The organism is Streptacidiphilus jeojiense (assembly GCF_000719095.1).
Classification (GTDB): Bacteria; Actinomycetota; Actinomycetes; order Streptomycetales; family Streptomycetaceae; genus Streptacidiphilus; species Streptacidiphilus jeojiensis.
This window is the reverse complement of the sequence record NZ_JOEH01000002.1, coordinates 36158-60441: the sequence shown is the minus strand read 5'-3', so window position 1 is coordinate 60441 and position 24284 is coordinate 36158. Positions and strand designations below refer to the sequence as shown.

Here is a 24284-nt window from a genome sequence, read left to right as displayed (position 1 = left end):
TCCCTGTATGACGTCCCGCTGGTGACGCCGGGCTCTCACCCGGGCGACGGGACATCTCGCTCGGGCCAGTCTAACGGACCCGTACCGGTGCTCCTGACCAGCGCTGCCGACCGGCGCTACTGACCGGCCAGCTTCTTGCGCACCCAGTCCACCACGTCCGCGTAGCGGGCCTCGGCGCCGTGCCGGCCCGGCACGTAGTAGTGCTTGCCGGCGATGGCGTCCGGTGCGTACTGCTGCGCGGCCACCCCGTCCGGCAGGTCGTGCGGGTAGACGTAGCCCTGGGCGTGGCCCAGCTTCTTCGCCCCCGCGTAGTGGCCGTCCCGCAGATGCGGCGGCACCGGTCCGGCCAGCCCCTTGCGGACGTCCTCCAGCGCCGCGGAGATGGCCAGCGTCGCCGAGTTGGACTTGGGCGCCAGGGCGAGCGCGATCACCGCGTGCGACAGCGTGAGCGAGGCCTCCGGGAAACCGATCATCGCCACCGCCTGGGCGGCCGCCACCGCGATCGGCAGCGCGTTGGGGTCCGCCAGGCCGATGTCCTCGCTCGCCGAGATCATCAGCCGCCGGGCGATGAACCTCGGGTCCTCGCCCGCCTCGATCATCCGGGCCAGGTAGTGCAGTGCGGCGTCGACGTCACTGCCCCGGATCGACTTGATCAGCGCGCTGGCCACGTCGTAGTGCTGGTCGCCGTCCCGGTCGTAGCGGACCGCCGCCTTGTCGACGGCCTGCTCGACCGTCTCCAGCCGGATCTCCGCCTCGCCCAGCGCCAGCGCCGTGCCGGCCGCCGCCTCCAGCGCAGTCAGCGCCTTGCGGGCGTCGCCGCCGGCGATCCGCACCAGGTGGTCCTCGGCGTCCGCGGCCAGCGCCAGCGCGCCGCCCAGCCCGCGCTCGTCGGTCACCGCCCGGTGCAGCAGCTCGCGGATGTCGTCGTCGGTCAGCGACTCCAGGGTGAGCAGCAGCGAACGCGACAGCAGCGGTGAGATCACCGAGAAGAAGGGGTTCTCGGTGGTGGCCGCGATCAGCGTGACCCACTGGTTCTCCACCGCCGGCAGCAGGCTGTCCTGCTGGGCCTTGCTGAAGCGGTGGATCTCGTCGAGGAAGAGCACGGTCTCCCGCCCCGACATGCCCACCTCGCGCCGCGCCGACTCGATGACCGCGCGGACCTCCTTCACCCCCGCGGTGATCGCCGACAGCTCCACGAAGCGCTTCTCGGTGGCCTGGCTGATCACATAGGCGAGCGTGGTCTTGCCGGTCCCCGGCGGGCCGTGCAGGATCACCGACGACGAGGCCGCGGGCCCGCCGGCGCGCTCCACCAGCCGCCGCAGCGGCGACCCCGGGTTCAGCAGCCGGCGCTGCCCGGCCACCTCGTCCAGGTTCCGCGGCCGCATCCGCACGGCCAGCGGCGAGCGGGCCGGCTCGGCGGCCTTCCGCTCCTCGGCGGCGGCGGTGAAGAGGTCAGGTTCCACGCAACGACCCTACTGCCTGGCTCCGACACTCCGGCCTGGTCACCGCGGCCGGGCTCACCGCGGCCGGTAGCAGAGCTCGGGTCTGCCCACGTTGCCGTACTGCGGCTCGCGGACCGCACGGCCGGTCTCGACCAGGTACTCCAGGTAGCGGCGCGCGGTGATCCTGGAGACCCCGGCCGCGGTGCCGACCGCGGCGGCCGCCAGCCCGACGTCCGACTGGCGCAGGACCGCGGCGACGGCCTCCAGGGTGGCACCGGTCAGCCCCTTGGGCAGGGTGCTGCGGTCGGCCGAGCGCAGTTCGGCGAAGGCCTGGTCCACCTCGTCCTGGCCCAGCGCCTCGCCGTCCCGGGCCAGCGAGGCCCGGTAGCGGGCGTAGTGCTCCAGCTTGCTGCGCAGCGAGGCCGCGGCGAAGGGCTTCAGCAGGTACTGGACCACCCCGACCGACACCGCCTGACGCACCGTCGCCAGGTCCCGGGCCGAGGTGACGGCGATGATGTCGGCGTCGTGCCCGGCCGCCCGCAGCCGTCCGACCAGTTCCAGGCCGTGGCCGTCCGGCAGGTAGAGGTCGAGCAGCAGCAGCGCCACCGGGTCGCCCTCGGCGCGGCGCCGCTCCAGGAAGCGCAGCGCCGCTCCCACGCTGTGCACCGCGCCGACGCAGCGGAAGCCGGGGGCGCGTCCCACGTAGAGCGCATGCGCGTCTGCGGCGACCGGATCGTCCTCGACCACCAGCACGTCGATCGTCATCGCGGCACCACTCCCGCGTGCTGCAACGGGATCCGGACGGTGAGCACCGCGCCGGTCCCGGCCGGGCTGTCGGCGACCACGGTGCCGCCGTTGCGGCGCGCCGTCTGCGCCACCAGGGCGAGGCCCAGCCCGCGTCCCGGCTGCTTGGTGGACCAGCCGCGGCGGAACACCTTCTCCACCGCGTCGGGGTCGATGCCGCGTCCGGTGTCGGCGACCCGGAGCAGCAGCTCGCCGGAGGCGTTGCGGGCGGTGACGGTGACCTCGGGCGGCCGCGGGCTCCCGGCGGCGCCCTCGATGGCGGCGTCCATGGCGTTGTCGATCAGGTTGCCCAGCAGGGTGACCAGGTCGCGGGCGCCGACGGCGCCGGCCAGCGAGTCGTCGATCAGGCTGTCTTCGGTAATGGTGAGCTCGACCCCGCGTTCGGCGGCCTGTGCCGCCTTCCCCAGCAGCAGCGCGGCCAGCACCGGCTCGCTGACGGCGCCGACGACCCGGTCGGTGAGCTGCTGGGCCAGTTCCAGCTCGGCGGTGGCGAACTCCACCGCCTGCCGGTGCCGGCCGAGTTCGATCAGCGAGACCACCGCGTGCAGCCGGTTGGCCGCCTCGTGCGCCTGGGCGCCCAGCGCGTCGGCGAATCCGCGCACCGAGTCGAGTTCGCCGGACAGCGCCTGCAGCTCGGTGTGGTCGCGCAGGGTCACCACGGTGCCCAGGGCGGGCCCGTCGCCGATGGCGGAGGTGTTGACGACGACCACGCGCTCGGCGGTGAGCTGCACCTCGTCGCGCAGTGCGTCCTGGCCCGCGATCGCCGTGCACAGCGGCTCCGGGAGGCCCAGGTCCCCCAGCGGACGGCCCTCCACCTCCCCTTCCAGGGCCAGGAGTTCGCGGGCGGCGTCGTTGCACAGCAGTACCGTGCCGTCGCGGTCCAGCAGCAGCAGTCCCTCCCGGACCGAGTGCAGCGTGGCTTGGTGGTACTCGTAGAGGTGGCTGAGCTCGGCCGGGCCCATCCCGTGGGTGTGCCGGCGCAGCCGGCGGTTGGCCAGCCAGCTGCCCAGCGCGCCCAGCAGCAGCGCCGCGACCGCGACCGCGACCAGTGCCGTGACCGGGCCCCGGAGCTGCTCGGACACGGACTGCACCTTGATCCCGACGCTGACCAGGGCGACCACCTTGCCCTGGTCGTCCAGGACCGGGGTGACCGCCCGCACCGAGGAGCCGAGGGTCCCGGTGTAGGTCTCGGTGAAGGTCCGTCCGGCCAGGGCGGGGGCGATGTGCCCGAGGAAGGGCTTGCCTATCTCCGCGGGGTTGGGATGCGTCCAGCGGATGCCGTGGGTGTCCATGATGGTGACGAAGTCGACGGCGGCCTCGCTGTCCCGCCAGACCCGGTCGGCGTAGGGCTGCAGCACCGCGGTGGGGTCCGCCGAGAGCACCCCCGAGCGCACCGTCGGCGAGTCGGCGACCGCCCGGGCCACCGCGGTGACCTGGCGTTCGGCGGACTGCTCGGTGCGGTCGCTGGTGAGCCAGTAGGTCAGCACCGCGCCGGCGGCCACGACCAGCGCCACGATCAGCACCTGGACCGCGAAGAGCTGTCCGGCGAGGCTCCGCGCGGGACGGGGGCGCTGACGTCGTGGCGGGGACGGACGTCGTGGCGGGGACATGAGCCAAAGTGTGCCCGCTCGCCGGACGGCTGCGAACCCCCGGCGGCCGTGAACAGTATGAACGCAAACGTGACCCGCGCCACGCCCGCGCCGATAGTCGTCGGAACCGGCCCACCACCCGGGACGGACCGTATGACCGGCAAAGGAGCCGCAGCATGACCTCCGAGGCAACCGCAGCAGCGCCGCCCGCGGGCAGACGTCCGGGCGGCCGCACCCACATCCTGTACCTGCTGGTGATCGCGGCCGTGCTGGCCGGGATCGTGGTGGGCCTGGCCGCGCCCTCGTTCGCGGTGGACCTGAAGCCGATCGGCACCGGCTTCGTGAACCTGATCAAGATGATGATCAGTCCGATCATCTTCACCACGATCGTGCTGGGCATCGGTTCGGTGACCAAGGCCGCCAAGGTGGGCAAGGTCGGCGGCCTGGCCCTGGGCTACTTCCTGGTCATGTCGACGGTGGCGCTGGCCCTCGGCCTGGTCGTCGGCAACCTGCTGGAGCCCGGCAGCGGGCTGCACCTGACCGAGGCCCTGGCCAAGTCCGGCCACGCCCAGGCGGCCGCGGGCGGCTCGGAGAGCACCAGCGACTTCCTGCTCGGCATCATCCCGACCACCCTGGTCTCGGCGCTGACGGGCGGTCAGGTACTGCAGACGCTCCTGGTGGCGCTGCTGGTGGGCTTCGCCCTGCAGTCGCTGGGCCCGGTCGGCGCCCCGGTGCTGCGCGGGCTCGAACACATCCAGGCCCTGGTGTTCAAGGTCATGTCGATGATCATGTGGGTGGCCCCGGTGGGCGCCTTCGGCGCGATGGCCGCGGTGGTCGGCGCCACCGGCGTGGACGCACTGAAGAGCCTGGCCGTCATCATGCTGGGCTTCTACCTGACCTGCGCGATCTTCGTCCTGGTGGTGCTCGGCGCGCTGCTGCGGCTGGCCGCCGGGGTCAACATCCTCCAACTGCTGCGCTACCTGGGCCGGGAGTTCCTGCTGATCCTGTCCACGTCCTCGTCCGAGAGCGCGCTGCCGCGGCTGATCGCCAAGATGGAGCACCTCGGTGTGAGCCGCCCGGTCGCCGGGATCACCGTCCCGGCCGGCTACAGCTTCAACCTCGACGGCACCGCGATCTACCTGACCATGTCGTCGATCTTCATCGCCCAGGCCATGGACAGGCCGCTGTCGCTGGGCGAGCAGATCTCACTGCTGCTGTTCATGGTGATCGCCAGCAAGGGCGCTGCCGGGGTCACCGGCGCCGGGCTGGCCACCCTGGCCGGCGGCCTGCAGTCGCACCAGCCGGCCCTGGTGGACGGCGTCGGACTGATCGTGGGCATCGACCGCTTCATGTCCGAGGCCCGCGCCCTGACCAACTTCGCCGGCAACGCCGTGGCCACCGTGCTGATCGGGCACTGGACCAAGGAGCTCGACCACGCCCGGCTCGACAAGGTGCTGAGCGGCGAGCTGCCGTTCGACGAGAGCAGCCCGGTGGCCCAGCCGCTACCGGCCGACCAACCGGGCCATGCGCTCGAACCCGGTCTGGTGAAGGCCAGTTGACGTAGCTGGTCCGAGAAGGCCAGTGCCCCGCCCGGTCGCTTCGACCGGGCGGGGCACTGGCGTCGTAGCCGTCAGGCCTCCGGCTGCTCGCTCTTGGGCTTGGCGTCGACGCCCGCTTCCTTGCGCTGCTGCGCGGTGATCGGGGTCGGGGCGCCGGTGAGCGGGTCGCCGCCGGTGCTGGTCTTCGGGAAGGCCATCACGTCGCGGATGGTGTCGTAGCCGCCCAGCAGGGCGACCAGGCGGTCCAGGCCGAGGGCGATGCCACCGTGCGGCGGGGGGCCGAAGTCGAAGGCGTTGAGCAGGAAGCCGAACTGGGACTGGGCCTCCTCCTCGCTCAGGCCGATCGCGTCGAAGGCGCGCTTCTGCACATCCTTCTGGTGGATACGGATCGAGCCGCCGCCGATCTCGCTGCCGTTGAGCACCAGGTCGTAGGCGTTGGAGAGGGCGTTGCCGGGGTCCTTGTCGAAGGTGTCCAGGGACTCGGCGGTGGGCGCGGTGAAGGGGTGGTGCACCGCGTGCCAGCCCTGGAACTCGCCCTTGTCGTCCTCGATCGGCTCGAACATCGGGAAGTCGACCACCCAGAGGAAGGCCCACGCCGACTCGTCGATCAGCTCGCAGCGGCGGCCGATCTCCAGCCGTGCGGCGCCCAGCAGCTCCTGCGAGGCGGTGCGCTTGCCCGCGGCGAAGAACACCGCGTCGCCGGGCTTGGCACCGGCCGCCTCGGCCAGCCCGGCCAGGTGCGCCTCGGAGAGGTTCTTGGCGACCGGGCCGCGCAGCGAGCCGTCCTCGTCCACCAGCACGTAGGCCAGGCCGCGGGCGCCGCGGGCCTTGGCCCAGTCCTGCCAGGCGTCCAGCTGCTTGCGCGGCTGCGAGGCGCCGCCGGGCATCACCACGGCGCCCACGTAGGGGGCCTGGAAGACACGGAACTCGGTGCCGGCGAAGTACTCGGTCAGGTCGGTCAGCTCGTTGCCGAAGCGGACGTCGGGCTTGTCCGAGCCGTAGCGGGACATCGCCTCCGCGTAGGTCAGCCGGGGCAGCGGGGTGGGCACGTCGTAGCCGTGCACCTCGCTCCAGATCCGGGTGACCAGCTTCTCGCCCAGCTCCAGGATGTCCTCCTGGTCCACGAACGAGGCCTCGACGTCGAGCTGGGTGAACTCCGGCTGGCGGTCCGCGCGGAAGTCCTCGTCCCGGAAGCAGCGGGCGATCTGGTAGTACCGCTCCATCCCGGCCACCATCAGCAGCTGCTTGAACAGCTGCGGCGACTGCGGCAGGGCGTACCAGTGGCCGGGCTGCAGCCGGACCGGGACCAGGAAGTCGCGGGCGCCCTCGGGGGTGGAGCGGGTCAGGTACGGCGTCTCGATGTCGAGGTAGCCGTTCTCCTCCATCACCGTTCGGATCAGGTGCGTGGCGCGCGAGCGCAGCCGCAGCGCCTTGGCCGGGCCCTCGCGGCGCAGGTCGAGGTAGCGGTAGCGGAGCCGCACCTCCTCGTTGACCGAACCGGGCTCGTACTCGGCGACCTGGAACGGCAGCGGGGCGGCCTCGGAGAGCACCGTCAACTCGCTGACCACGACCTCGACCTCGCCGGTCGGGATCTCGGTGTTGGCGTTGCCCTCGGGGCGGATCCGGACGTCGCCGACGACCTTGACGCACCACTCGGAGCGCAGCTCGGACACCGCCTCCAGGTCGCGGACCACGACCTGGACGGTGCCGGAGGCGTCACGCAGATCGATGAAGGCGACACCGCCGTGGTCGCGGCGGCGGGCGACCCAGCCTGCGAGGGTCACGGTGGTGCCGGCGTGCTCCGGGCGGAGCGTGCCGGCTTCATGGCTGCGGATCACGAGAGCTTCTCCTTGAGGGTGGTGACGAGAGCGTCCAGGGCGACCGGGGTCTGGTCACCGGTGGTGAGGTCCTTGAGCTGTACCAGATCGTCGGCGAGATCACGGTCCCCGGCGACCAGCGCGTAGCGCGCGCCGGAGCGGTCGGCGGCCTTCATCGCGGCCTTGAGCCCCTTGCCGCCGAAGACGATGTCCGCGCTGACGCCGGCCCGGCGCAGCTCGGTGACGGTCCGGAACAGGACCGTACGGGCCTGCTCGCCGAGCGGCACGGCGAAGACGTCGGAGGCCGCGGCGCCCGGCAGTTCGATGCCCTCGACCTCCAGCGCGAGCACGGTGCGGTCCACGCCCAGCGCCCAGCCCACGGAGGGCAGCGCCGGTCCGCCGATCATCTCGGACAGCCCGTCGTAGCGCCCGCCGCCGCCGACCGCGGACTGCGAGCCCAGGCCGTCGTGGACGAACTCGAAGGTAGTGCGGGTGTAGTAGTCGAGCCCGCGGACCAGCTTGGTGTCGTCCTCGAAGGCGACGCCGGCGTCGGTGAGGACCGCCCGGACCTGCTCGTGGTAGGCCTTGCAGTCCTCGCACAGGTAGTCGACCAGCATCGGCGCGCCGACCAGCTGCTTCTGCACCTCGGGCCGCTTGTCGTCGAGCACCCGCAGCGGGTTGATCTCGGCCCGGCGGACCGTGTCGGCGTCCAGGTCGAGCCCGCGCAGGAACTCCTGCAGGGCGGCGCGGTAGACCGGCCGGCACTGCTTGTCGCCGAGGCTGTTCAGCAGGATCCGGAAGTCGCGCAGGCCCAGCGAGCGGTAGGCGTCGAAGGCCAGGATGATCAGCTCGGCGTCCAGCGCCGGGTCCTCCGCGCCGATGGCCTCGGCGCCGACCTGCCAGAACTGGCGGTAGCGGCCCTTCTGCGGCTTCTCGTAGCGATACTGGGAGCCGGAGTACCAGAGCTTCACCGGCAGGTTGCCGACCCGGTGCAGGTTGGCCTCCAGGGTGGCCCGCAGCACCGAGGCGGTGCCCTCGGGGCGCAGCGCCAGGTTGTCGCCCCCCAGCGTGGTGAGGGTGAACATCTCCTTGCTGACGATGTCGGTGGACTCGCCGACGCCGCGCGAGAAGAGGTTGATGTCCTCGAAGACCGGGGTCTCGATGTAGCCGTAGCCGGCCCGGCGCAGCGGCGCCGCGAGCGCCTCACGCACCGCCAGCACCGTGGCGGCCTCGGCGGGCAGGATGTCGTAGGTGCCCTTCGGGGCCTGGAAAGAGCTGCTCACGTCTCGTCTCGAATCAGATGCCCCGGCGCGCTGCGCCGGGCTCGGCGGCGTCCGCGCCCGCTACCTGGAGCAGGTAGGGGTTGCTCGCGCGCTCGCGGCCGATGGTGGTCTGGGGGCCGTGTCCGGAGAGCACCACGGTCTCGTCCTGGAGCGGCAGGCACACGCGGGCCAGCGACTCCAGGAGGGCGTCGTGGTCGCCTCCGGGGAGATCGGTACGTCCTACCGAGCCGGCGAACAGCAGGTCACCCGAGAACAGCACCGGAGGCAGCTCCGGAGCGGCGGGGGTCCTGAAGGTCACCGACCCCCCGGTATGGCCCGGGGCGTGGTCGACGGTGAGCCGCAGCCCGGCGAGCTCCAGCACACTGCCGTCCTCCAGGATCCGCAGGTCGTCCGGCTCGCCGACGGTCAGCTCGCCCATCAGCTGCGCGCCGAAGGAGCGGCCGAGGGCCCGCTCCGGGTCGGCCAGCATGTAGCGGTCCTCCGGGTGGATCCAGGCCGGGATGCCGCGTGCGCCGCAGATGGGCATCACCGAGGCGACGTGGTCGATGTGTCCGTGCGTGAGCACCACCGCGACCGGCTTGAGCCCGTGCTCGCGGACGGCCTCCTCGACCCCGGCGGTGGCCTGGTGCCCCGGGTCGACGATCACGCACTCCTCGCCGGCCGCGGGGGCGACCAGGTAGCAGTTGGTGCCCCAGGCCCCTGCGGGGAAACCGGCGATGAACACGTGAGTCCTTGTTTGTCCTGGCTGAGCACGGTAGAAGTCTGTGCGCAGCCTACCGGCGGGGCAGGGACGATCGCGAACCCGTTGTTCGCCGCGGGCCCTCGGGAACAGCTTGTAGGGACCTGACACCACGTTTACAGATTCCATCCCTACACTGAGCGGCCAACGGGTACGAAGATCCCCCGCACGGGCTGCGGCGGACGCGAAGGAGTGACGGTCGGTGGCACCCAACGACAGGCCAAGCAAGCCCCTGCCCAAGGACAAGGAGAAGCGGCGGCGGGAGCTGGAGCGGCTCAAGTACGAACGCCAGGTGGCGCGGCGTCGGGCGTCGGTGAAGAAGACCCGCAGGAACAGCGCGATCGTGGGCGTGTCGGTGCTCGCGGTGGCCGGGATCGCGGGCGGCGCCTGGGCGGCGACCGGGGCGGGCGACAAGCCCAAGAAGGCCGTGACCGCGAAGGCCTCGGCGACCGCGACGGCCAGCGCGAGTGCGACCGCAGCGGCGGCCGGTTCCGCCCATGTCGCCGGCTGCACCACCCCGGCCGCGGGCAAGGCGACCACCAAGCAGTGGAAGACCGAGCCGGCCCTGACCATCGACACCAAGTCGACCTACACCGCCACGATCAGCACCAACTGCGGCCCGATCACCATCAAGCTGGACGCCGCGGCCGCGCCGCACACCGTCAACTCCTTCGTCTACCTGGCGAGTCAGCACTTCTTCGACCACGTCACCTGCCACCGGCTGACCACCGCCGGGATCTACGTGCTGCAGTGCGGCGACCCGACCGGCACCGGCTCCGGCGGCCCCGGCTACAAGTTCAAGGACGAGAACCTGACCGCCTCCTCGATCAAGGGCGGCACCTACCCGGCCGGCACCGTGGCGATGGCGAACTCCGGCGCCAACACCAACGGCAGCCAGTTCTTCCTGGTCTACAAGGACAGCACGCTGTCCGCGAGCTACACCCCGTTCGGGACCATCACCGGGGGCCTGAGCACCCTCCAGAAGATCGCCGCGGCGGGCACCAACAACGCCAACGGCACCGGTGACGGCAACCCGCTGCAGACCGTCACGATGAACACCGTGACGACCAAGAAGAGCTGACGGCGCGCGGGACAGTTTTCGCCGCCGGGATACGGACAGCACCGGTGCCGGTCGCCTATGTTGGCGTCTTGTAGGGTGCGTGGTCCCGGCGGCGGACTGTTGGTTGATGGGCCGGCCGGGCAATGAACTGTGGACGGTGGCCCTCCCCCAGGGCGAAGGGTCACCATATGGAGGAGGCGCTGTGACCAGCGACCCGTGGGGCCGTGTCGACGACGAGGGGACCGTCTACGTGCGGACGGCCGATGGCGAACGCGTCGTCGGTTCGTGGCAGGCAGGCTCCCCCGACGAGGCTCTCGCCTACTTCACCCGGAAGTACGAGGGCATCGCCGTCGAGATCGGTCTGCTGGAGCGCCGGGTCCGGACCACGGACCTGGCGACCAAGGACGCCATGACCGCCATCGAGCACCTGCAGGCGCAGGTGGCCGAGGGGCATGCGGTCGGCGACCTGGAGGCCCTCGCCAAGCGCCTGCAGGCGCTGGTGGGCGAGGTGGACAGCCGCCGCGAGGAGCGCAAGGCGGCTCGGGCCAAGGCCCAGGAGGAGGCCAGGACCGCCAAGGACGCGCTGGTCGCCGAGGCGGAGCAGCTGGCGGAGTCGACGCAGTGGCGCGACGCCGGGGACCGGCTGCGCGCGCTGGTGGACACCTGGAAGGGCCTGCCGCGGCTGGACCGCAAGTCGGACGACGAGCTCTGGCACCGCTTCTCGCACGCCCGCTCGACGTTCTCCAAGCGCCGCAAGGCCCACTTCGCGACGCTGGACCAGCAGCGGGACGAGGCCCGCCAGGCCAAGGAGAAGCTGGCCAAGGAGGCCGAGTCGCTGTCGTCCTCGACCGACTGGGGAGCGACGGCGGCCCGCTACCGCGAGCTGATGACCGAGTGGAAGGCGGCGGGGCGCGCCCAGCGCGAGGCCGAGGACGAGCTGTGGGCCCGGTTCCGGGGCGCGCAGGACGTCTTCTTCCAGGCCAGGTCGGCGGTGTTCGACGAGCGCGACGCCGGCGAGCGCGAGAATCTCGTGCTCAAGGAGGCGCTGGTGGTCGAGGCCGAGACGCTGCTGCCGGTGGGCGACCTCAAGGCGGCCAAGGCGACCTACCGGTCGGTGGCCGAGCGGTGGGAGGAGATCGGCCATGTGCCGCGCGACGCCCGGCCGAAGCTGGAGGGGCGGCTGCACACGGTGGAGCGCGCGATCCGCGAGGCCGAGGAGGCCGAGTGGCAGCGCAGCAACCCCGAGGCGAGGGCTCGTGCCGAGGGCATGACGGGTCTGCTGCAGGCGGCCGTCGACAAGCTGCAGCAGCAGATCGCCGCCGCCCAAGCCCGCAACGACTCCTCCCGGGTGGCCAAGCTCGAGAAGGAGCTGGCCGGCCGCCAGGAACTGCTGGACCAGGCCCGCAAGGGCCTCCAGGAGTTCGGCGGCTAGCCTTCCGGCACGCGGCCCGGTTGCACTACCCCAGGGGCGCGGGGAACTGTCTCAACGAGGGTGCACCGAGGTGCATGGCTTGTCGCGCAGTTCCCCGCGCCCCTGGACGCTTGCAACTGGCCCGGTTGCAGCCCCCTAGGGGCGCGGGGAACTGCGCGACAAGCCCACCACGACCCGCACCTTTCGCGCTAACGCGACCTTGCCGAGGTAACCCGGTAGACGTCGTACACGCCTTCGACGCCGCGGACGGCCTTGAGCACGTGGCCGAGGTGTTTGGGGTCGCCCATCTCGAAGGTGAAGCGGCTCATGGCGACCCGGTCGCGGGAGGTCTGGACCGCCGCCGACAGGATGTTCACGTGCTGGTCCGAGAGGACCCGGGTGACGTCCGAGAGCAGCCGGGACCGGTCCAGTGCCTCGACCTGGATCGCGACCAGGAAGACCGAGGACTGGGTCGGCGCCCACTCCACCTCGACCATGCGCTCCTGCTGCTGCGCCAGCGCGTCCACGTTGACACAGTCCGCGCGGTGCACCGAGACGCCGTTGCCGCGGGTCACGAAGCCGACGATGGGGTCGCCGGGAACGGGCGTGCAGCAGCGGGAGAGCTTGACCCAGACGTCGGCGACGCCCTTGACGACCACACCCGGGTCGGCCGCGCTGCGGCGACTGCGGCGGCCGGTGCTCGGCGACGGCGTCGTGGTCTCGGCGATGTCCTCGGTCGCGCCCTCCTCCCCGCCCAGGGCCTGGACCAGCTTCTGCACGATGGTCTGCGCGGAGACATGGCCCTCGCCGATCGCGGCGTAGAGCGAGGAGATGTCCGGGTAGCGCATCTCGTGCGCCAGGGTGACCAGCGAGTCGCCGGTGAGGATCCGCTGCAGCGGCAGGCCCTGCTTGCGCATGGCCCGGGTGATGGCCTCCTTGCCCTGCTCGATCGCCTCCTCGCGGCGCTCCTTGGAGAACCAGGCGCGGATCTTGTTGCGGGCCCGGGGCGACTTGACGAAGCCCAGCCAGTCGCGCGACGGCGCGGCGTTGGCGGCCTTGGAGGTGAAGACCTCGACCAGGTCGCCGTTGTCCAGGGTGGACTCCAGCGGCACCAGCCGGCCGTTGACGCGTGCGCCTATGGTGCGGTGACCGACCTCGGTGTGCACGGCGTAGGCGAAGTCCACCGGGGTGGCCCCGGCGGGCAGCGCTATCACGTCGCCCTTGGGCGTGAAGACGAAGACCTCGTTGTTGGACAGGTCGAAGCGCAGCGACTCCAGGAACTCGCTGGGGTCCTCGGTCTCCTTCTGCCAGTCCAGCAGCTGCCGCAGCCAGGCCATCTCGTTGACGGTGTCGGCCTTGGCGCCCTTGCCGGTGGGGGTGTCGGTGCGCACCTTGGAGGCGCCGGCGACGGCCTGCTGCTTGTACTTCCAGTGCGCGGCGATGCCGTACTCGGCGCGGCGGTGCATGTCGAAGGTGCGGATCTGCAGCTCGACCGGCTTGCCGCCGGGGCCGATCACCGTGGTGTGCAGCGACTGGTACATGTTGAACTTGGGCATGGCGATGTAGTCCTTGAACCGCCCCGGCACCGGGTTCCACCGCGCGTGGATGGTGCCCAGCGCCGCGTAGCAGTCGCGGACCGAGTCGACCAGGACCCGGATGCCCACCAGGTCGTAGATCTCGGCGAAGTCGCGGCCGCGCACGATCATCTTCTGGTAGACGCTGTAGTAGTGCTTGGGGCGTCCGGTGACCGTGGCCTTGATCCTGGCCGCCCTGAAGTCGCCGACGACCTGGTCGGTGACGGTGGTCAGGTACTCGTCGCGCTTGGGGGCGCGTTCGGCGACCAGCCGGACGATCTCGTCGTACATCTTGGGGTAGAGGATCGCGAAGGCGAGGTCCTCCAGCTCCCACTTGATGGTGTTCATGCCCAGCCGGTGCGCCAGCGGGGCGTAGATCTCCAGGGTCTCGCGGGCCTTCTTCTCCTGCTTCTCCCGCTTGAGGTAGCGCATGGTGCGCATGTTGTGCAGCCGGTCGGCCAGCTTGATGACCAGGACACGCGGGTCCTTGGCCATGGCGACGACCATCTTGCGGACCGTCTCGGCCTGGGCGGCCTCGCCGAACTTGACCTTGTCCAGCTTGGTGACGCCGTCGACCAGCATGGCCACGGTGTCGCCGAAGTCGCGGCGCAGCGTCTCCAGGCCGTAGTCGGTGTCCTCGACGGTGTCGTGCAGCAGCCCGGCCATCAGGGTCGGGGTGTCCATGCCCAGCTCGGCCAGGATGGTGGCGACGGCGAGCGGGTGGGTGATGTACGGGTCGCCGCTCTTGCGCTTCTGGCCGCGGTGCCAGCGCTCGGCGATCTGGTAGGCGCGCTCCAGGGTGACCAGGTCGGCCTTGGGGTCGTTGCCGCGCACGATCCGGAAGAGCGGCTCCAGGACCGGGTTGAAGGCGCTGCTGCGCTGCCCGCCGAGACGGGCCAGACGGGCCCGTACGCGGCTCGGGGAAGGCGTGGCGGGGCGCAGTGCCTGCGGCCCCTCCTTCGTCGTCTCCCGGACGGCTGGAGTGGTGGCGGGGGCACCGTCCTGCGCGCTGGCAGTGGTGGGCACGACCTCTTCCGGCAAGTGCACTCCTCGAGCGTGGGCCCCACGCGTTCAGTGGCGGGGACTCCTCATGGTACCGAGCGCGGGCGGGCCACCGTTTGTTCCGGTGACCCGCCCGCGTCGGTCCTGCTGTACTCCGGCCTTTCGGGGCGCGACGCCCCGTACCCCTGCGCGCAGACCGCCTGCTACAGCGCGATGATCGCTTCCAGGGGGGCTTCGCCCAGGTGGGGCTGCAGGCGCTCACGGCCGCCGAGGAAGCCGAGCTCCATCAGCACCGCCACTCCGGCCAGCTCCGCCCCGGCCCGGCGGACCAGGTCCAGCGAGGCCTCGACGGTGCCGCCGGTGGCCAGCACGTCGTCGACCACCAGCACCCGCTCACCGGGGACGAAGGCGTCGCACTGGACCTCTATCACCGCCGAGCCGTACTCCAGGTCGTAGGCCTGGCTGAAGCAGGGGCCGGGCAGCTTGCCCTCCTTGCGGACCGGGACGAAGCCCGCGCCCGCGGCGTAGGCGGCCGGGGCCGCCAGGATGAAGCCGCGCGCCTCGAGGCCGACGACCTTGGTCGCGCCCAGGGCCTTGGCCCGTGCCGCCAGGTGGTCGACCAGGGCGGCGAAGGCCACCGCGTCGTCCAGCAGCGGCGCGATGTCCTTGAAGACCACTCCGGGCTTGGGGTAGTCCGGGACGTCGCGGATCCGGGAGGCCAGCAGTGCGGCCAGGTCGTCGGTGCTCATGTGGTGCTACTTCCTCTTGCCGGGGGCCCGGCGGTCGTTGCGGCTGCGGTTGACCGGCTGGCGCCGGGGACCCGTGCTGCCGCCGGCGCCGCTGCCGCTGCTGACCGGGACGTTGCCCTCGGCGGCCTCGTCGTCCTGGCCCGCGCGGTCGGCCTGGTCCAGGACCACGCCCTCCGCCGCGGCCTTGGCCTCGGCGGCCCGGCGCTGCCTGACCTTCTTGGCCAGCGCGATGTTCTCCGGCTGCTTCTCCTTGAGCCAGGCCACCATCGGGGTGGCGACGCAGATCGAGGAGTAGGCACCGGCGCTCAGGCCGACGAACAGCGCCAGCGAGATGTCGTTCAGGGTGCCGGCGCCGAGCAGGCCGCCGCCGATGAACAGCAGTGCCGCGACCGGCAGCAGCGCCAGGATGGTGGTGTTGATGGACCGCACCAGGGTGCTGTTCAGCGACTGGTTGGCGGCGTCGCTGTAGTTCAGCCTGGACTGGGTGCCCAGCTTCTTGGTGGCGTCCTTGAGGCCGTCGAACACCACGACGGTGTCGTAGAGCGAGTAGCCGAGGACGGTCAGGAAGCCGATCACCGTGCCCGAGGTGACGGTGAAGCCCAGCAGCGCGTAGACGCCGACGGTGATCACCATGTCGTGCAGCAGCGCGACCAGGGCGCCCACCGCGAGCCGCCACTCGAAGGCGACGGCGAGGTAGAGCGTCACCAGCACCATGAAGGCGATGATCCCGTACAGGGCCTTCTTGCTGATGTCCTGGCCCCAGCTGGCACCGATCATCTGGGTGCTGACCTGGTTGGCCGGGACGCCCAGCTGGGAGGTGATCTCGGTGATCGCCTTCTCCGTGGTGACGTTCTCGGCGGCGCTGATCTGGATGGTGATCTGCTTGCCGGAACTGCTGGAGGAGGACTGCACCACCGAGGAGTTGTCGCCGGTGATCTTGTTGGCGACGTCCTGGGCCTGGCTGACGGTGACCCCGGGCTTGGAGATCGTGTAGATCTCGCCGCCCTTGAACTCGATGCCGAGATTCAGGCCGCGCAGGCTGAGGCCGAGGATCGCCGCGAGCACGATCACCCCGGAGAGGGCGACCCAGAGCTTGCGCCGACCGACGAAGTCGAAGCTGAGTTCGCCGGTGAAGAGCCGGTGGCCGATGTTGCCGAAGCGGGACATCTGGTCAGGCCTCCTTGGTCTCGGCGGGACGGCGGCCGCCGCGCAGCGGGGGCCTCACGCCCAGCCGCTTGGGGTCGAGCCCGGACATGGGATGGCCCTCGGCGAAGAACTTCCGGCGGGCCAGCAGGGTGATCAGCGGCTTGGTGAACAGGAAGATCACCACGACGTCGAGCAGGGTGGTCAGACCCAGGGTGAACGCGAAGCCCTGGACCTTGCCCACGGTGAAGAAGTACAGCACCGCGGCAGCCAGGAAGGACACGAAGTCGGCGACCAGGATGGTGCGCCGGGCCTTGGGCCAGGCCCGCTGGACGGCGGGGCGCAGCGAGGAGCCGTGCCGCAGTTCGTCGCGGATTCTCTCGAAGTAGACGACGAAGGAGTCCGCGGTGATACCGATGGCCACGATGGCGCCGCAGACCGCCGGCAGGTTCAGCGCGAACCCGATCGTCGCTCCGAGCAGGCACATGATCGCGTAGGTCAGCACGGCGGAGACCGCCAGACCGGCGATGGCCACCAGGCCGAGGCCGCGGTAGTAGAGCAGCGAGTAGAGGATCACCAGTGCCAGACCGATGGCGCCGGAGACCAGGCCCGCGGTGAGCTGGCTGCTGCCGAGCTCGGGCGAGACGGTGGTCACGTCCTGCTTGCTGAAGTCCAGCGGGAGCGCGCCGTAGCTCAGCACGTTGGCGAGGCTGGTCGCCTCCTCCTGGGTGAAGCTGCCGGTGATCTGCGCCTGGCCGCCGGTGATCGCCGAGGAGACCGAGGGGGCGGACTGCACCTTGCCGTCCAGGACGATCGCGAACTGGTTCGCCGGGGTGGTGTTCTTGGCCAGCGCGGTGGTGACCGTGGTGAACTTCGAGCCACCGCTGCTGGTGAAGTTCAGGTTGACCTGCCAGCCGCCGTTCTGGGTGCTGATGCCGGCCGAGGCGCTGCTGATGTCGGTGCCGGGGACGGCCACCGGACCCAGGGCGTACTTGATGTAGTAGCCGGCGCTGGCGTCCGAGGAGCAGGCCACCGCGTCCTTGGTGGTGTCGGTCTGGTGGTCCACCCGCTGGGCGGCCTTGGAGCAGTCCAGGTTGGCGAACTGCGTCGTCAGGTCGGCCGGGACGGTGCCGGTGGTGAGCGAGGCGGCAGCGGCTGCGGAACTCGATGCGGCTGCTGCTGCGGCGGCGGTGCCCGTGGCGGCGGGAGTGGTGCTCGCCTTGGCCGTGGCACTGGCACTGGCCGTCGCCGTGGCCTTGGTGAGGTCACCGGTGACCGCGTCGCCCTGCGTCTTGGTCGCGGACGGGGAAGCTGAGGCCGAGCCCGAGGGGGCGTTGGCCTGGGTGCTCGCCGAGGCGGAGGCGGAGGCGGTTCCCGAGGCACTGGCGCTGGCACTGGCCGAGGAGGTGACGGTGACACCCGACGGGGCCTCGGCGAGGACCGGACGGAAGTACAGCTTCGCGGTCGTACCGACCTCGTTCTCGATCTGCTGGGTGTTGTTCCCCTTGGGGATCGTCACCACGATCGTGTCGCTGCCCTCGGTCTGCACGGTGGCTTCGGAGACGCCCATCCCGTTGACGCGCTGCTGCAGGATCGAGACGGCCTCGTTCATGCTGGTGCTGTTGACAGCGCCGGGGTTGTTCTTGGGCGCGACCGCCTTGAGCGTGACGGTGGTGCCACCTGCAAGGTCGACGCCGAGGCGGGGGGTCGTGTTCCCGGTGGCGAACATGATGGCCACCAGGGCCACCGCGACCGCCAGGATCAGGCCCATCGCGCGCCCCGGGTATCCGTCACGGGGACGGGATTTGGGTGATGCCACCTTCTCGTTTCTCTCTGTCCATGCCGTGGGTGGGTCGCGCCGTCACCGCCGGGGGTCCGGCGGACAGGGGATGGCGCGGCCACGACGCAGCGGTCCGTTGGGGCCGTCCGGGGTTGGGTGGCCCCGGCGTGTCTGCCGTATGGGGCAGGCTACTTGGCGGCTACGCCCTTGTCAGCGGCGGGCTCTGCGTCATCCTCCACCCCGGCATCGGCCTTCTCCAGCGAAGGCGCCTTGTCCAGCTCGACCGGGGCCTCGTCGGCGACGACCGTCTGCGCGTCGTCCTCGATCTCCTCGGCCTCGTCCTCGACCTCGTCGCCGTGGACGATGCGGTTGTACTCCGCTCCGTCCATCACGACGGCGATGGCGTTCTTGGCGTAGATGGCGTGGACGCCGGGGGCGACCTCAAGCTCGACGGAGTCCTCGTTCACGGCCTTCACCAGGGCGTACATACCGCCGATGGTGCGGATACCGGAACCGGGCTCCATCTTGTTGCGCATCTCCGCGGCCTGCGCCTGCTTCTTCTTGGCAGAGCGGGTCATCAGGTACATCGCGCCCATCATGACGACGATGATGACGAGGAAAGAGGAATTCACGGCTGACAGGTCCTTTGCGAGGCCGCAAGGGAAGCGGCCGGTCTTTTCGGTGGCGGGCCGTCCGAAAGGGAGCGGCAACGGCGGAGTCTAGGCGACCCGCCTTGGAGGGACAACGTCAAGCATGTCATCCCGGTTCCGACGAAAGCGAGTAGCAGGGCCTTCTTCGCTGTGAGTCAGCCCTCAGCGGCGTCGCCGAAGAGGTCCTGCTGGGCCGGGAGGGAGGTGTGCGGCGGGGCGGGCGGTGGCGTGAGACCCAGGTGCTGCCAGGCGGCGGCGGTGGCGATCCGGCCCCTGGGGGTACGGGCCAGCAGGCCCTCGCGCACCAGGAACGGCTCGGCGACCTCCTCCACCGTCTCGCTCTCCTCCCCCACCGCGACGGCCAGCGTGGACAGGCCCACCGGGCCACCGCCGAAGAGCTTCAGCAGCGCCTGCAGCACCGCGCGGTCCAGCCGGTCCAGCCCGCGCTCGTCCACCTCGTACACCCCGAGGGCGGCGGCGGCGATCTCCCTGGTGACCTCGCCGTCATGCCTGACCTGCGCGAAGTCCCGGACCCGGCGCAGCAGCCGGTTGGCGATCCGGGGCGTGCCCCGGGAGCGCCCGGCGATCTCCGCCGCGCCGGCGGTGTCGATCCGGACGTCGAGCAGGCGGGCCGAGCGGTGGATCACCCGCTCCAGTTCGACCGGGGCGTAGAACTCCATGTGGCCGGTGAAGCCGAAGCGGTCGCGCAGCGGCGGGGGCAGCAGCCCGGCCCTGGTGGTGGCGCCGACCAGGGTGAACGGCGGCAGTTCCAGCGGGATGGCGGTGGCGCCGGGGCCCTTGCCGACGATCACGTCGACCCGGAAGTCCTCCATCGCCATGTAGAGCATCTCCTCGGCCGGACGGGACATCCGGTGGATCTCGTCCAGGAACAGCACCTCGCCCTCGGTCAGCGAGGAGAGGATCGCGGCGAGGTCGCCGGCGTGCTGGATGGCCGGGCCCGAGGTGATCCGGATCGGGGCGTTCATCTCCGCCGCGATGATCATCGACAGGGTGGTCTTGCCCAGCCCGGGAGGGCCGCTGAGCAGCACGTGGTCCGGGGTGGCCGCACGGTGCCGGGCCGCCTGGAGCACCAGCGACAGCTGCTCGCGGACCCGCTCCTGGCCGATGAACTCGCCCAGGTCCTTGGGGCGCAGCGCGGCCTCGACGGCACGGTCCTCGCCGTCGGCGGAGGAGGAGACGGCCGAGGTGGTCTCGTCGTAGGGGCTCATCGAGCTGCTCCTCAGCGGGTGCGGTTGCGGGTACGGAGCGCGCTGCGGAGCAGGGCGGAGACGTCGGTCCGCTCCTGGGCCTCGGCCTCGGGGGTGACCGCCGCGACCGCGTCCTCGGCCTCACGCGGGGCGAACCCCAGCCCGACCAGGGCGGCGTGCAGCTGGTCCTGCCAGGGGGCGGGGCCGGAGGAGAGCACGGCGTGCTGCTGGGCCGGCACCGCGCCGGTGGGCGCGCCCAGCTTGTCCTTGAGCTCGATCAGCAGCTTCTGCGCGCCCTTGGGCCCGATCCCCGGGACGGCGGTGAGGGTCTTGGCGTCGCCGCGCTGGACCGCGATCCGCAGCGCGTCCGGACGGTGCACCGCGAGCATGGCCTGGGCGACCTTGGGGCCGATGCCGCTGGCGGTCTGCAGCAGCTCGAAGGTGGTGCGCTCGTCGTCGTCGGCGAAGCCGTAGAGGGTGAGCGAGTCCTCGCGGACCACCAGTGAGGTGGCCAGCCGGCCGGGCTCGCCGACCTTCAGCCCGGCCAGCACCGAGGGGGCGCACTGGACCAGCATGCCCACGCCGCCGACCTCGATGACGGCCGAGGCCGGGCCGAGGGCGGCCACCGGTCCACTGACGAAGGCGATCATCGGCGGTACTCCTTGGGACGGGCGGCCGCGACGGCGGCGGCGATGCGGTCGGTGGCGGCTCCGCGCCAGATGTGGCAGATGGCCAGGGCCAGGGCGTCCGCGGCGTCGGCCGGCTTGGGCGGCGCGTCCAGTCGCAGCAGCCGGGTGACCATGGCCCCGACCTGGGCCTTGTCGGCGCGGCCGTTGCCGCTGATGGCGGCCTTGACCTCGCTGGGGGTGTGCAGGGTGACCGGGATGCCGCGGCGGGTGGCGCAGAGCATCGCCACCGCGCTGGCCTGCGCGGTGCCCATCACGGTGCGGACGTTGTGCTGGGCGAACACCCGCTCCACCGCGACCAGTTCGGGCTGGTGCCGGTCGAACCAGAGCTCCAGCCCCTCCTCGATCTGCAGCAGCCGGTGCGCCACGTCCAGCTCGGCCGGGGTGCGGACCACCCCGCAGGCGACCATGCGCAGCGGACGTCCGGGCGCGCCGTCCACCACGCCGACGCCGCAGCGGGTCAGCCCCGGATCCACGCCGAGCACGCGCACGGTTGTCGCCCTTCGCCTCGAACGGATGGTTGCCTGGTGAGGCTATCGGTTGCCACCGACACAACAGCCCCGGACATGCCCGCGCAGACAAGGCAGCGCAGACAAGACGCCGCCCGGCTACCCGCAGTGGGCGCCGGGCGGCGGAGGCAGCTTCCGGTAGGACTACTCGTCCTCGTCGAGCTCGGCGACGACCTCGGCGGAGAGGTCGAAGTTGGCGAAGACGTTCTGCACGTCGTCGCTGTCCTCCAGGGCGTCGATCAGCTTGAAGATCTTGCGGGCGCCGTCGGCGTCCAGCTCGACCTGGACGCTGGGGACGAAGTTGGCGTCGGCCGAGTCGTAGTCGATGCCGGCGTCCTGCAGCGCAGTGCGCACCGCGACCATGTCGGTGGCCTCGCTGAGCACCTCGAAGGTGTCACCGAGGTCGTTGACCTCCTCGGCGCCGGCGTCGAGCACGGCCTCCATCACGGTGTCCTCGTCGAGCTTGTCGCCCTTGGGGACCACCACGACGCCCTTGCGGTTGAACATGTACGACACCGAGCCCGGGTCGGCCATCGAGCCGCCGTTGCGGGTCATCGCCACGCGCACGTCGGAGGCGGCGCGGTTGCGGTTGTCGGTGAGGCACTCGATCAGCACGGCGACGCCGTTGGGGCCGTAGCCCTCGTACATGATGGTGGAGTAGTCGGCCCCGCCGGCCTCGGCGCCCGAGCCGCGCTTGACGGCGCGGTTGATGTTGTCGATCGGCACCGAGCTCTTCTTGGCCTTCTGGATGGCGTCGTAGAGCGTGGGGTTGCCGGCCGGGTCACCGCCGCCGGTGCGGGCCGCCACCTCGATGTTCTTGATCATCTTCGCGAAGAGCTTGCCGCGCTTCGCGTCGATGGCGGCCTTCTTGTGCTTGGTGGTAGCCCACTTGGAGTGGCCGGACATCGAGTAGCTCCTTAAGACAACACCAGAGAAACGAACAACAGACGAGATCCTACCGTCACCTGCCGTTACGCCCGGGCACGGACCATGTCCACGAAGAACCGGTGGATGCGGTGGTCACCGGTCAGTTCCGGGTGGAACGAGGTGGCCAGCAGACTACCCTGACGCACCGCCACGATCCGCTCGTGGTCCAGTGCGGCGAGCACCTCGACGCCCTCGCCCACCGACTCGACCCAGGGGGCGCGGATGAACACGCCGTGCACCGGGCCGCCGTCCAGCCCGCGCACCTCGATGGCCTGCTCGAACGACTCGTTCTGGCGGCCGAAGGCGTTGCGCCGCACCACCATGTCGATGCCGCCGACGGTCTCCTGGTCGTCCCGGCCGTCCAGGATCTTGTCGGCCAGCATGATCATGCCTGCGCAGGAGCCGTAGACCGGCATCCCGGCCGCGACCCGCTCCCGCAGCGGCTGCATCAGCCCGAACAGCAGCGCCAGCTTGGACATGGTGGTGGACTCGCCGCCGGGGATGACCAGGGCGTCGACCTCGGCCAGCTCCTCGGGGCGGCGGATCGGCCGGGCCACCGCGTCCGCCTCGGCCAGGGCCATGGCGTGCTCGCGCACGTCGCCCTGGAGGGCGAGGACGCCGACTACGGGGGAACTGGTCACTGTGGGGAACCTCTTCGCGAAGGATGGGAAACAAGGGGGAGCGCGGACCGTTCGGTCCGCGCTCCCCACCGAACCTGCGGACTACCAGCCGCGGTTGGCGTAGCGCTCGGTCTCGGGCAGGGTGTCGCAGTTGATGCCGACCATGGCCTCGCCCAGGTTGCGGGAGGCGTCCGCGATGATCTTCGGGTCGTCGAAGAAGGTGGTGGCCTTGACGATGGCGGCGGCGCGCTTGGCCGGGTCGCCGGACTTGAAGATGCCGGAGCCGACGAAGACGCCCTCGGCGCCGAGCTGGCGCATCAGCGCGGCGTCGGCGGGGGTGGCCACACCACCGGCGGAGAACAGCACCACCGGGAGCTTGCCGAGCTCGGCGACCTCCTTGACCAGCTCGTACGGGGCGCGCAGGTCCTTGGCGGCGGCGTAGAGCTCGTTGCTGTCGTAGCCGCGCAGCCGGGCGATCTCGTTCTTGATCTGGCGCAGGTGGCGGACGGCCTCGACCACGTTGCCGGTACCGGCCTCGCCCTTGGAGCGGATCATGGCCGCGCCCTCGGCGATCCGGCGCAGCGCCTCACCGAGGTTGGTGGCGCCGCAGACGAAGGGGGTGGTGAAGGCGAACTTGTCGGAGTGGTTCACCTCGTCGGCCGGGGTCAGCACCTCGGACTCGTCGATGTAGTCGACGCCGAGCGCCTGCAGCACCTGGGCCTCGACGAAGTGGCCGATCCGGGACTTGGCCATGACCGGGATGGAGACCGCCTCGATGATCTCCTCGATCATGTTGGGGTCGGACATCCGGGCGACGCCGCCGTCCTTGCGGATGTCGGCCGGGACCCGCTCCAGCGCCATCACCGCGACGGCACCGGCGTCCTCGGCGATCTTCGCCTGCTCGGCGTTGACGACGTCCATGATCACGCCGCCCTTGAGCTGCTCGGCCATGCCCCGCTTGACGCGGGCGGTGCCGACCGAGGGCTGGTCGGTGGGGGCGGGAGTGTTGGTGGACACGAAAGACCTCACTGAAGAATGCGGAGCAGTGGTGCGACAAGCCCATGGTAGGCCCGCTCCGACCCTAACCGATTGCTCCACCGGGTCCATCGGACGCAGATCACACACTCCGCCGTGGCACTCGCGGGTCGATCGCGCCGGCGCCCGCTCAGGCCGGGGCGACCAGTACCGGCGGCGCCTCGTCGTCGATCTCGACGGTCTGCGGGAACGGCGCGTAGCCGGCCAGCCGGAAGATCCGCACGATCCGGTGCCGCCGCACCGCCCGGGCGGCCCGGACCGAGTCGTTGTGGAAGGTGCGGGCCATCGGCACCCGGCGCACCGCCGAGCTGAGCTCGACCACGTACTCCTCGCCGCCGACCAGTGCGCGCAACTCCTTGACCTGCTCGGGCTCGGCGAAGACCGCCCGCAGGGCCTGGCTCAGCTCGCTCTCGGCGAGCTCCCGGCGCTCCTCGGACGCGGTCCGCGCACCGTGCGCCGCCTGGTAGAGCACCACCGAGGCGGCCGGGTCCAGCAGCGTGGAGGTGGAGAGCTCCAGCGTCGCCGAGGCGCGGCGCAGCAGCTGCGCGTCCAGGCCGGCCCGGGCGGCGTCGATGCGCGCGTGCAGGCGGTCCAGCCGCCCCGCGGTCCAGCTGAGGTAGAGGCCGACGAGGACAACGGCGAAGGCGACCCAGATCCAGATGCTCACGAAGGGTCACTGTAGAGGTTCGGACCGGTC

21 protein-coding genes are annotated in these 24284 nt (G+C 71.2%); 3 read left to right on the top strand and 18 right to left on the bottom strand.

The window, feature by feature from the left end:
* Positions 1 to 116 precede the first annotated feature (116 nt).
* Genes IF29_RS0102280 through IF29_RS0102270 form a run of 3 tightly spaced genes read right to left on the bottom strand, consistent with a single transcriptional unit; the run spans position 117 to position 3856 of the window.
* A complete protein-coding gene (locus tag IF29_RS0102280; protein WP_030248756.1) occupies positions 117 to 1463 on the bottom strand; it encodes a replication-associated recombination protein A in 1347 nt (448 codons plus the stop codon).
* 54 nt (positions 1464 to 1517) lie between these two features.
* Positions 1518 to 2207: a response regulator gene (locus IF29_RS0102275; protein WP_030248754.1), complete on the bottom strand. Its 690-nt coding sequence runs from the start codon at positions 2205 to 2207 to the stop codon at positions 1518 to 1520.
* Positions 2204 to 3856 carry an ATP-binding protein gene (locus tag IF29_RS0102270; protein WP_030248753.1) on the bottom strand — a complete coding sequence of 551 codons (1653 nt, stop codon included), beginning with the start codon at positions 3854 to 3856 and terminating at the stop codon, positions 2204 to 2206. The genes IF29_RS0102275 and IF29_RS0102270 overlap by 4 nt, the downstream gene beginning before the upstream one ends.
* Before the next feature lie 155 nt (positions 3857 to 4011).
* Here IF29_RS0102270 and IF29_RS0102265 point away from each other — a divergent pair, with 155 nt between their 5' ends.
* The gene (locus IF29_RS0102265) at positions 4012 to 5394 is read left to right on the top strand and encodes a cation:dicarboxylate symporter family transporter (protein ID WP_030248751.1); all 1383 of its coding nucleotides are present in this window, start codon (positions 4012 to 4014) and stop codon (positions 5392 to 5394) included.
* A 71-nt stretch (positions 5395 to 5465) separates the two neighbouring features.
* Here the strand turns inward: IF29_RS0102265 and aspS are convergent, their stop codons facing one another.
* The 3 genes from aspS to IF29_RS0102250 are packed head-to-tail and all read right to left on the bottom strand — an operon-like array spanning position 5466 to position 9218.
* On the bottom strand, positions 5466 to 7232 hold the full coding sequence (gene aspS, locus IF29_RS0102260) for an aspartate--tRNA ligase (RefSeq protein WP_030248749.1): 1767 nt from the start codon (positions 7230 to 7232) through the stop codon (positions 5466 to 5468).
* Positions 7229 to 8494: a histidine--tRNA ligase gene (gene hisS, locus IF29_RS0102255; protein WP_030248747.1), complete on the bottom strand. Its 1266-nt coding sequence runs from the start codon at positions 8492 to 8494 to the stop codon at positions 7229 to 7231. The genes aspS and hisS overlap by 4 nt, the downstream gene beginning before the upstream one ends.
* Before the next feature lie 13 nt (positions 8495 to 8507).
* The gene (locus IF29_RS0102250; protein WP_030248745.1) at positions 8508 to 9218 is read right to left on the bottom strand and encodes an MBL fold metallo-hydrolase; all 711 of its coding nucleotides are present in this window, start codon (positions 9216 to 9218) and stop codon (positions 8508 to 8510) included.
* A gap of 217 nt (positions 9219 to 9435) precedes the next feature.
* On the opposite strand from IF29_RS0102250, the gene IF29_RS0102245 reads away from it, so the two are divergent.
* Positions 9436 to 10314, top strand: a complete 879-nt coding sequence (locus IF29_RS0102245) for a peptidylprolyl isomerase (RefSeq protein ID WP_232241990.1) — start codon at positions 9436 to 9438, stop codon at positions 10312 to 10314.
* Positions 10315 to 10495: 181 nt separating this feature from the next.
* Complete coding sequence (locus tag IF29_RS0102240) at positions 10496 to 11725, top strand: DUF349 domain-containing protein (protein ID WP_030248742.1); 1230 nt, start codon at positions 10496 to 10498, stop codon at positions 11723 to 11725.
* A gap of 188 nt (positions 11726 to 11913) precedes the next feature.
* Here the strand turns inward: IF29_RS0102240 and IF29_RS0102235 are convergent, their stop codons facing one another.
* The 12 genes from IF29_RS0102235 to IF29_RS0102180 all read right to left on the bottom strand — a co-directional run bounded on the left by IF29_RS0102235 (position 11914) and on the right by IF29_RS0102180 (position 24254).
* A complete protein-coding gene (locus IF29_RS0102235; RefSeq protein ID WP_380523722.1) occupies positions 11914 to 14325 on the bottom strand; it encodes a RelA/SpoT family protein in 2412 nt (803 codons plus the stop codon).
* Positions 14326 to 14483: 158 nt separating this feature from the next.
* Positions 14484 to 15029, bottom strand: a complete 546-nt coding sequence (locus IF29_RS0102230) for an adenine phosphoribosyltransferase (RefSeq protein WP_030248738.1) — start codon at positions 15027 to 15029, stop codon at positions 14484 to 14486.
* 6 nt (positions 15030 to 15035) lie between these two features.
* Complete coding sequence (gene secF / locus IF29_RS0102225; protein ID WP_030248736.1) at positions 15036 to 16196, bottom strand: protein translocase subunit SecF; 1161 nt, start codon at positions 16194 to 16196, stop codon at positions 15036 to 15038.
* Positions 16197 to 16200: 4 nt separating this feature from the next.
* Entirely contained in the window at positions 16201 to 17943 is a 1743-nt protein-coding gene (gene secD, locus IF29_RS0102220; RefSeq protein WP_232241989.1) for a protein translocase subunit SecD, read from the bottom strand.
* A gap of 197 nt (positions 17944 to 18140) precedes the next feature.
* Entirely contained in the window at positions 18141 to 18584 is a 444-nt protein-coding gene (gene yajC, locus IF29_RS0102215; RefSeq protein ID WP_030248732.1) for a preprotein translocase subunit YajC, read from the bottom strand.
* A gap of 173 nt (positions 18585 to 18757) precedes the next feature.
* Positions 18758 to 19831 (bottom strand): Holliday junction branch migration DNA helicase RuvB, encoded by a 1074-nt coding sequence (gene ruvB, locus IF29_RS0102210; protein ID WP_030248730.1) that lies wholly within the window; start codon positions 19829 to 19831, stop codon positions 18758 to 18760.
* A gap of 11 nt (positions 19832 to 19842) precedes the next feature.
* Positions 19843 to 20460, bottom strand: a complete 618-nt coding sequence (ruvA, locus tag IF29_RS0102205; RefSeq protein ID WP_030248729.1) for a Holliday junction branch migration protein RuvA — start codon at positions 20458 to 20460, stop codon at positions 19843 to 19845.
* Positions 20457 to 20987, bottom strand: a complete 531-nt coding sequence (ruvC, locus tag IF29_RS0102200) for a crossover junction endodeoxyribonuclease RuvC (RefSeq protein WP_030248727.1) — start codon at positions 20985 to 20987, stop codon at positions 20457 to 20459. Before ruvC ends, ruvA begins: the two co-directional genes overlap by 4 nt.
* A 162-nt stretch (positions 20988 to 21149) precedes the next feature.
* A complete protein-coding gene (locus IF29_RS0102195) occupies positions 21150 to 21911 on the bottom strand; it encodes a YebC/PmpR family DNA-binding transcriptional regulator (RefSeq protein ID WP_030248725.1) in 762 nt (253 codons plus the stop codon).
* 65 nt (positions 21912 to 21976) lie between these two features.
* Positions 21977 to 22573 carry a pyridoxal 5'-phosphate synthase glutaminase subunit PdxT gene (pdxT, locus tag IF29_RS0102190; RefSeq protein ID WP_030248723.1) on the bottom strand — a complete coding sequence of 199 codons (597 nt, stop codon included), beginning with the start codon at positions 22571 to 22573 and terminating at the stop codon, positions 21977 to 21979.
* 81 nt (positions 22574 to 22654) lie between these two features.
* Complete coding sequence (pdxS, locus tag IF29_RS0102185) at positions 22655 to 23569, bottom strand: pyridoxal 5'-phosphate synthase lyase subunit PdxS (protein ID WP_030248721.1); 915 nt, start codon at positions 23567 to 23569, stop codon at positions 22655 to 22657.
* A gap of 148 nt (positions 23570 to 23717) precedes the next feature.
* A complete protein-coding gene (locus tag IF29_RS0102180; RefSeq protein WP_030248720.1) occupies positions 23718 to 24254 on the bottom strand; it encodes a membrane protein in 537 nt (178 codons plus the stop codon).
* Positions 24255 to 24284 lie beyond the last annotated feature (30 nt).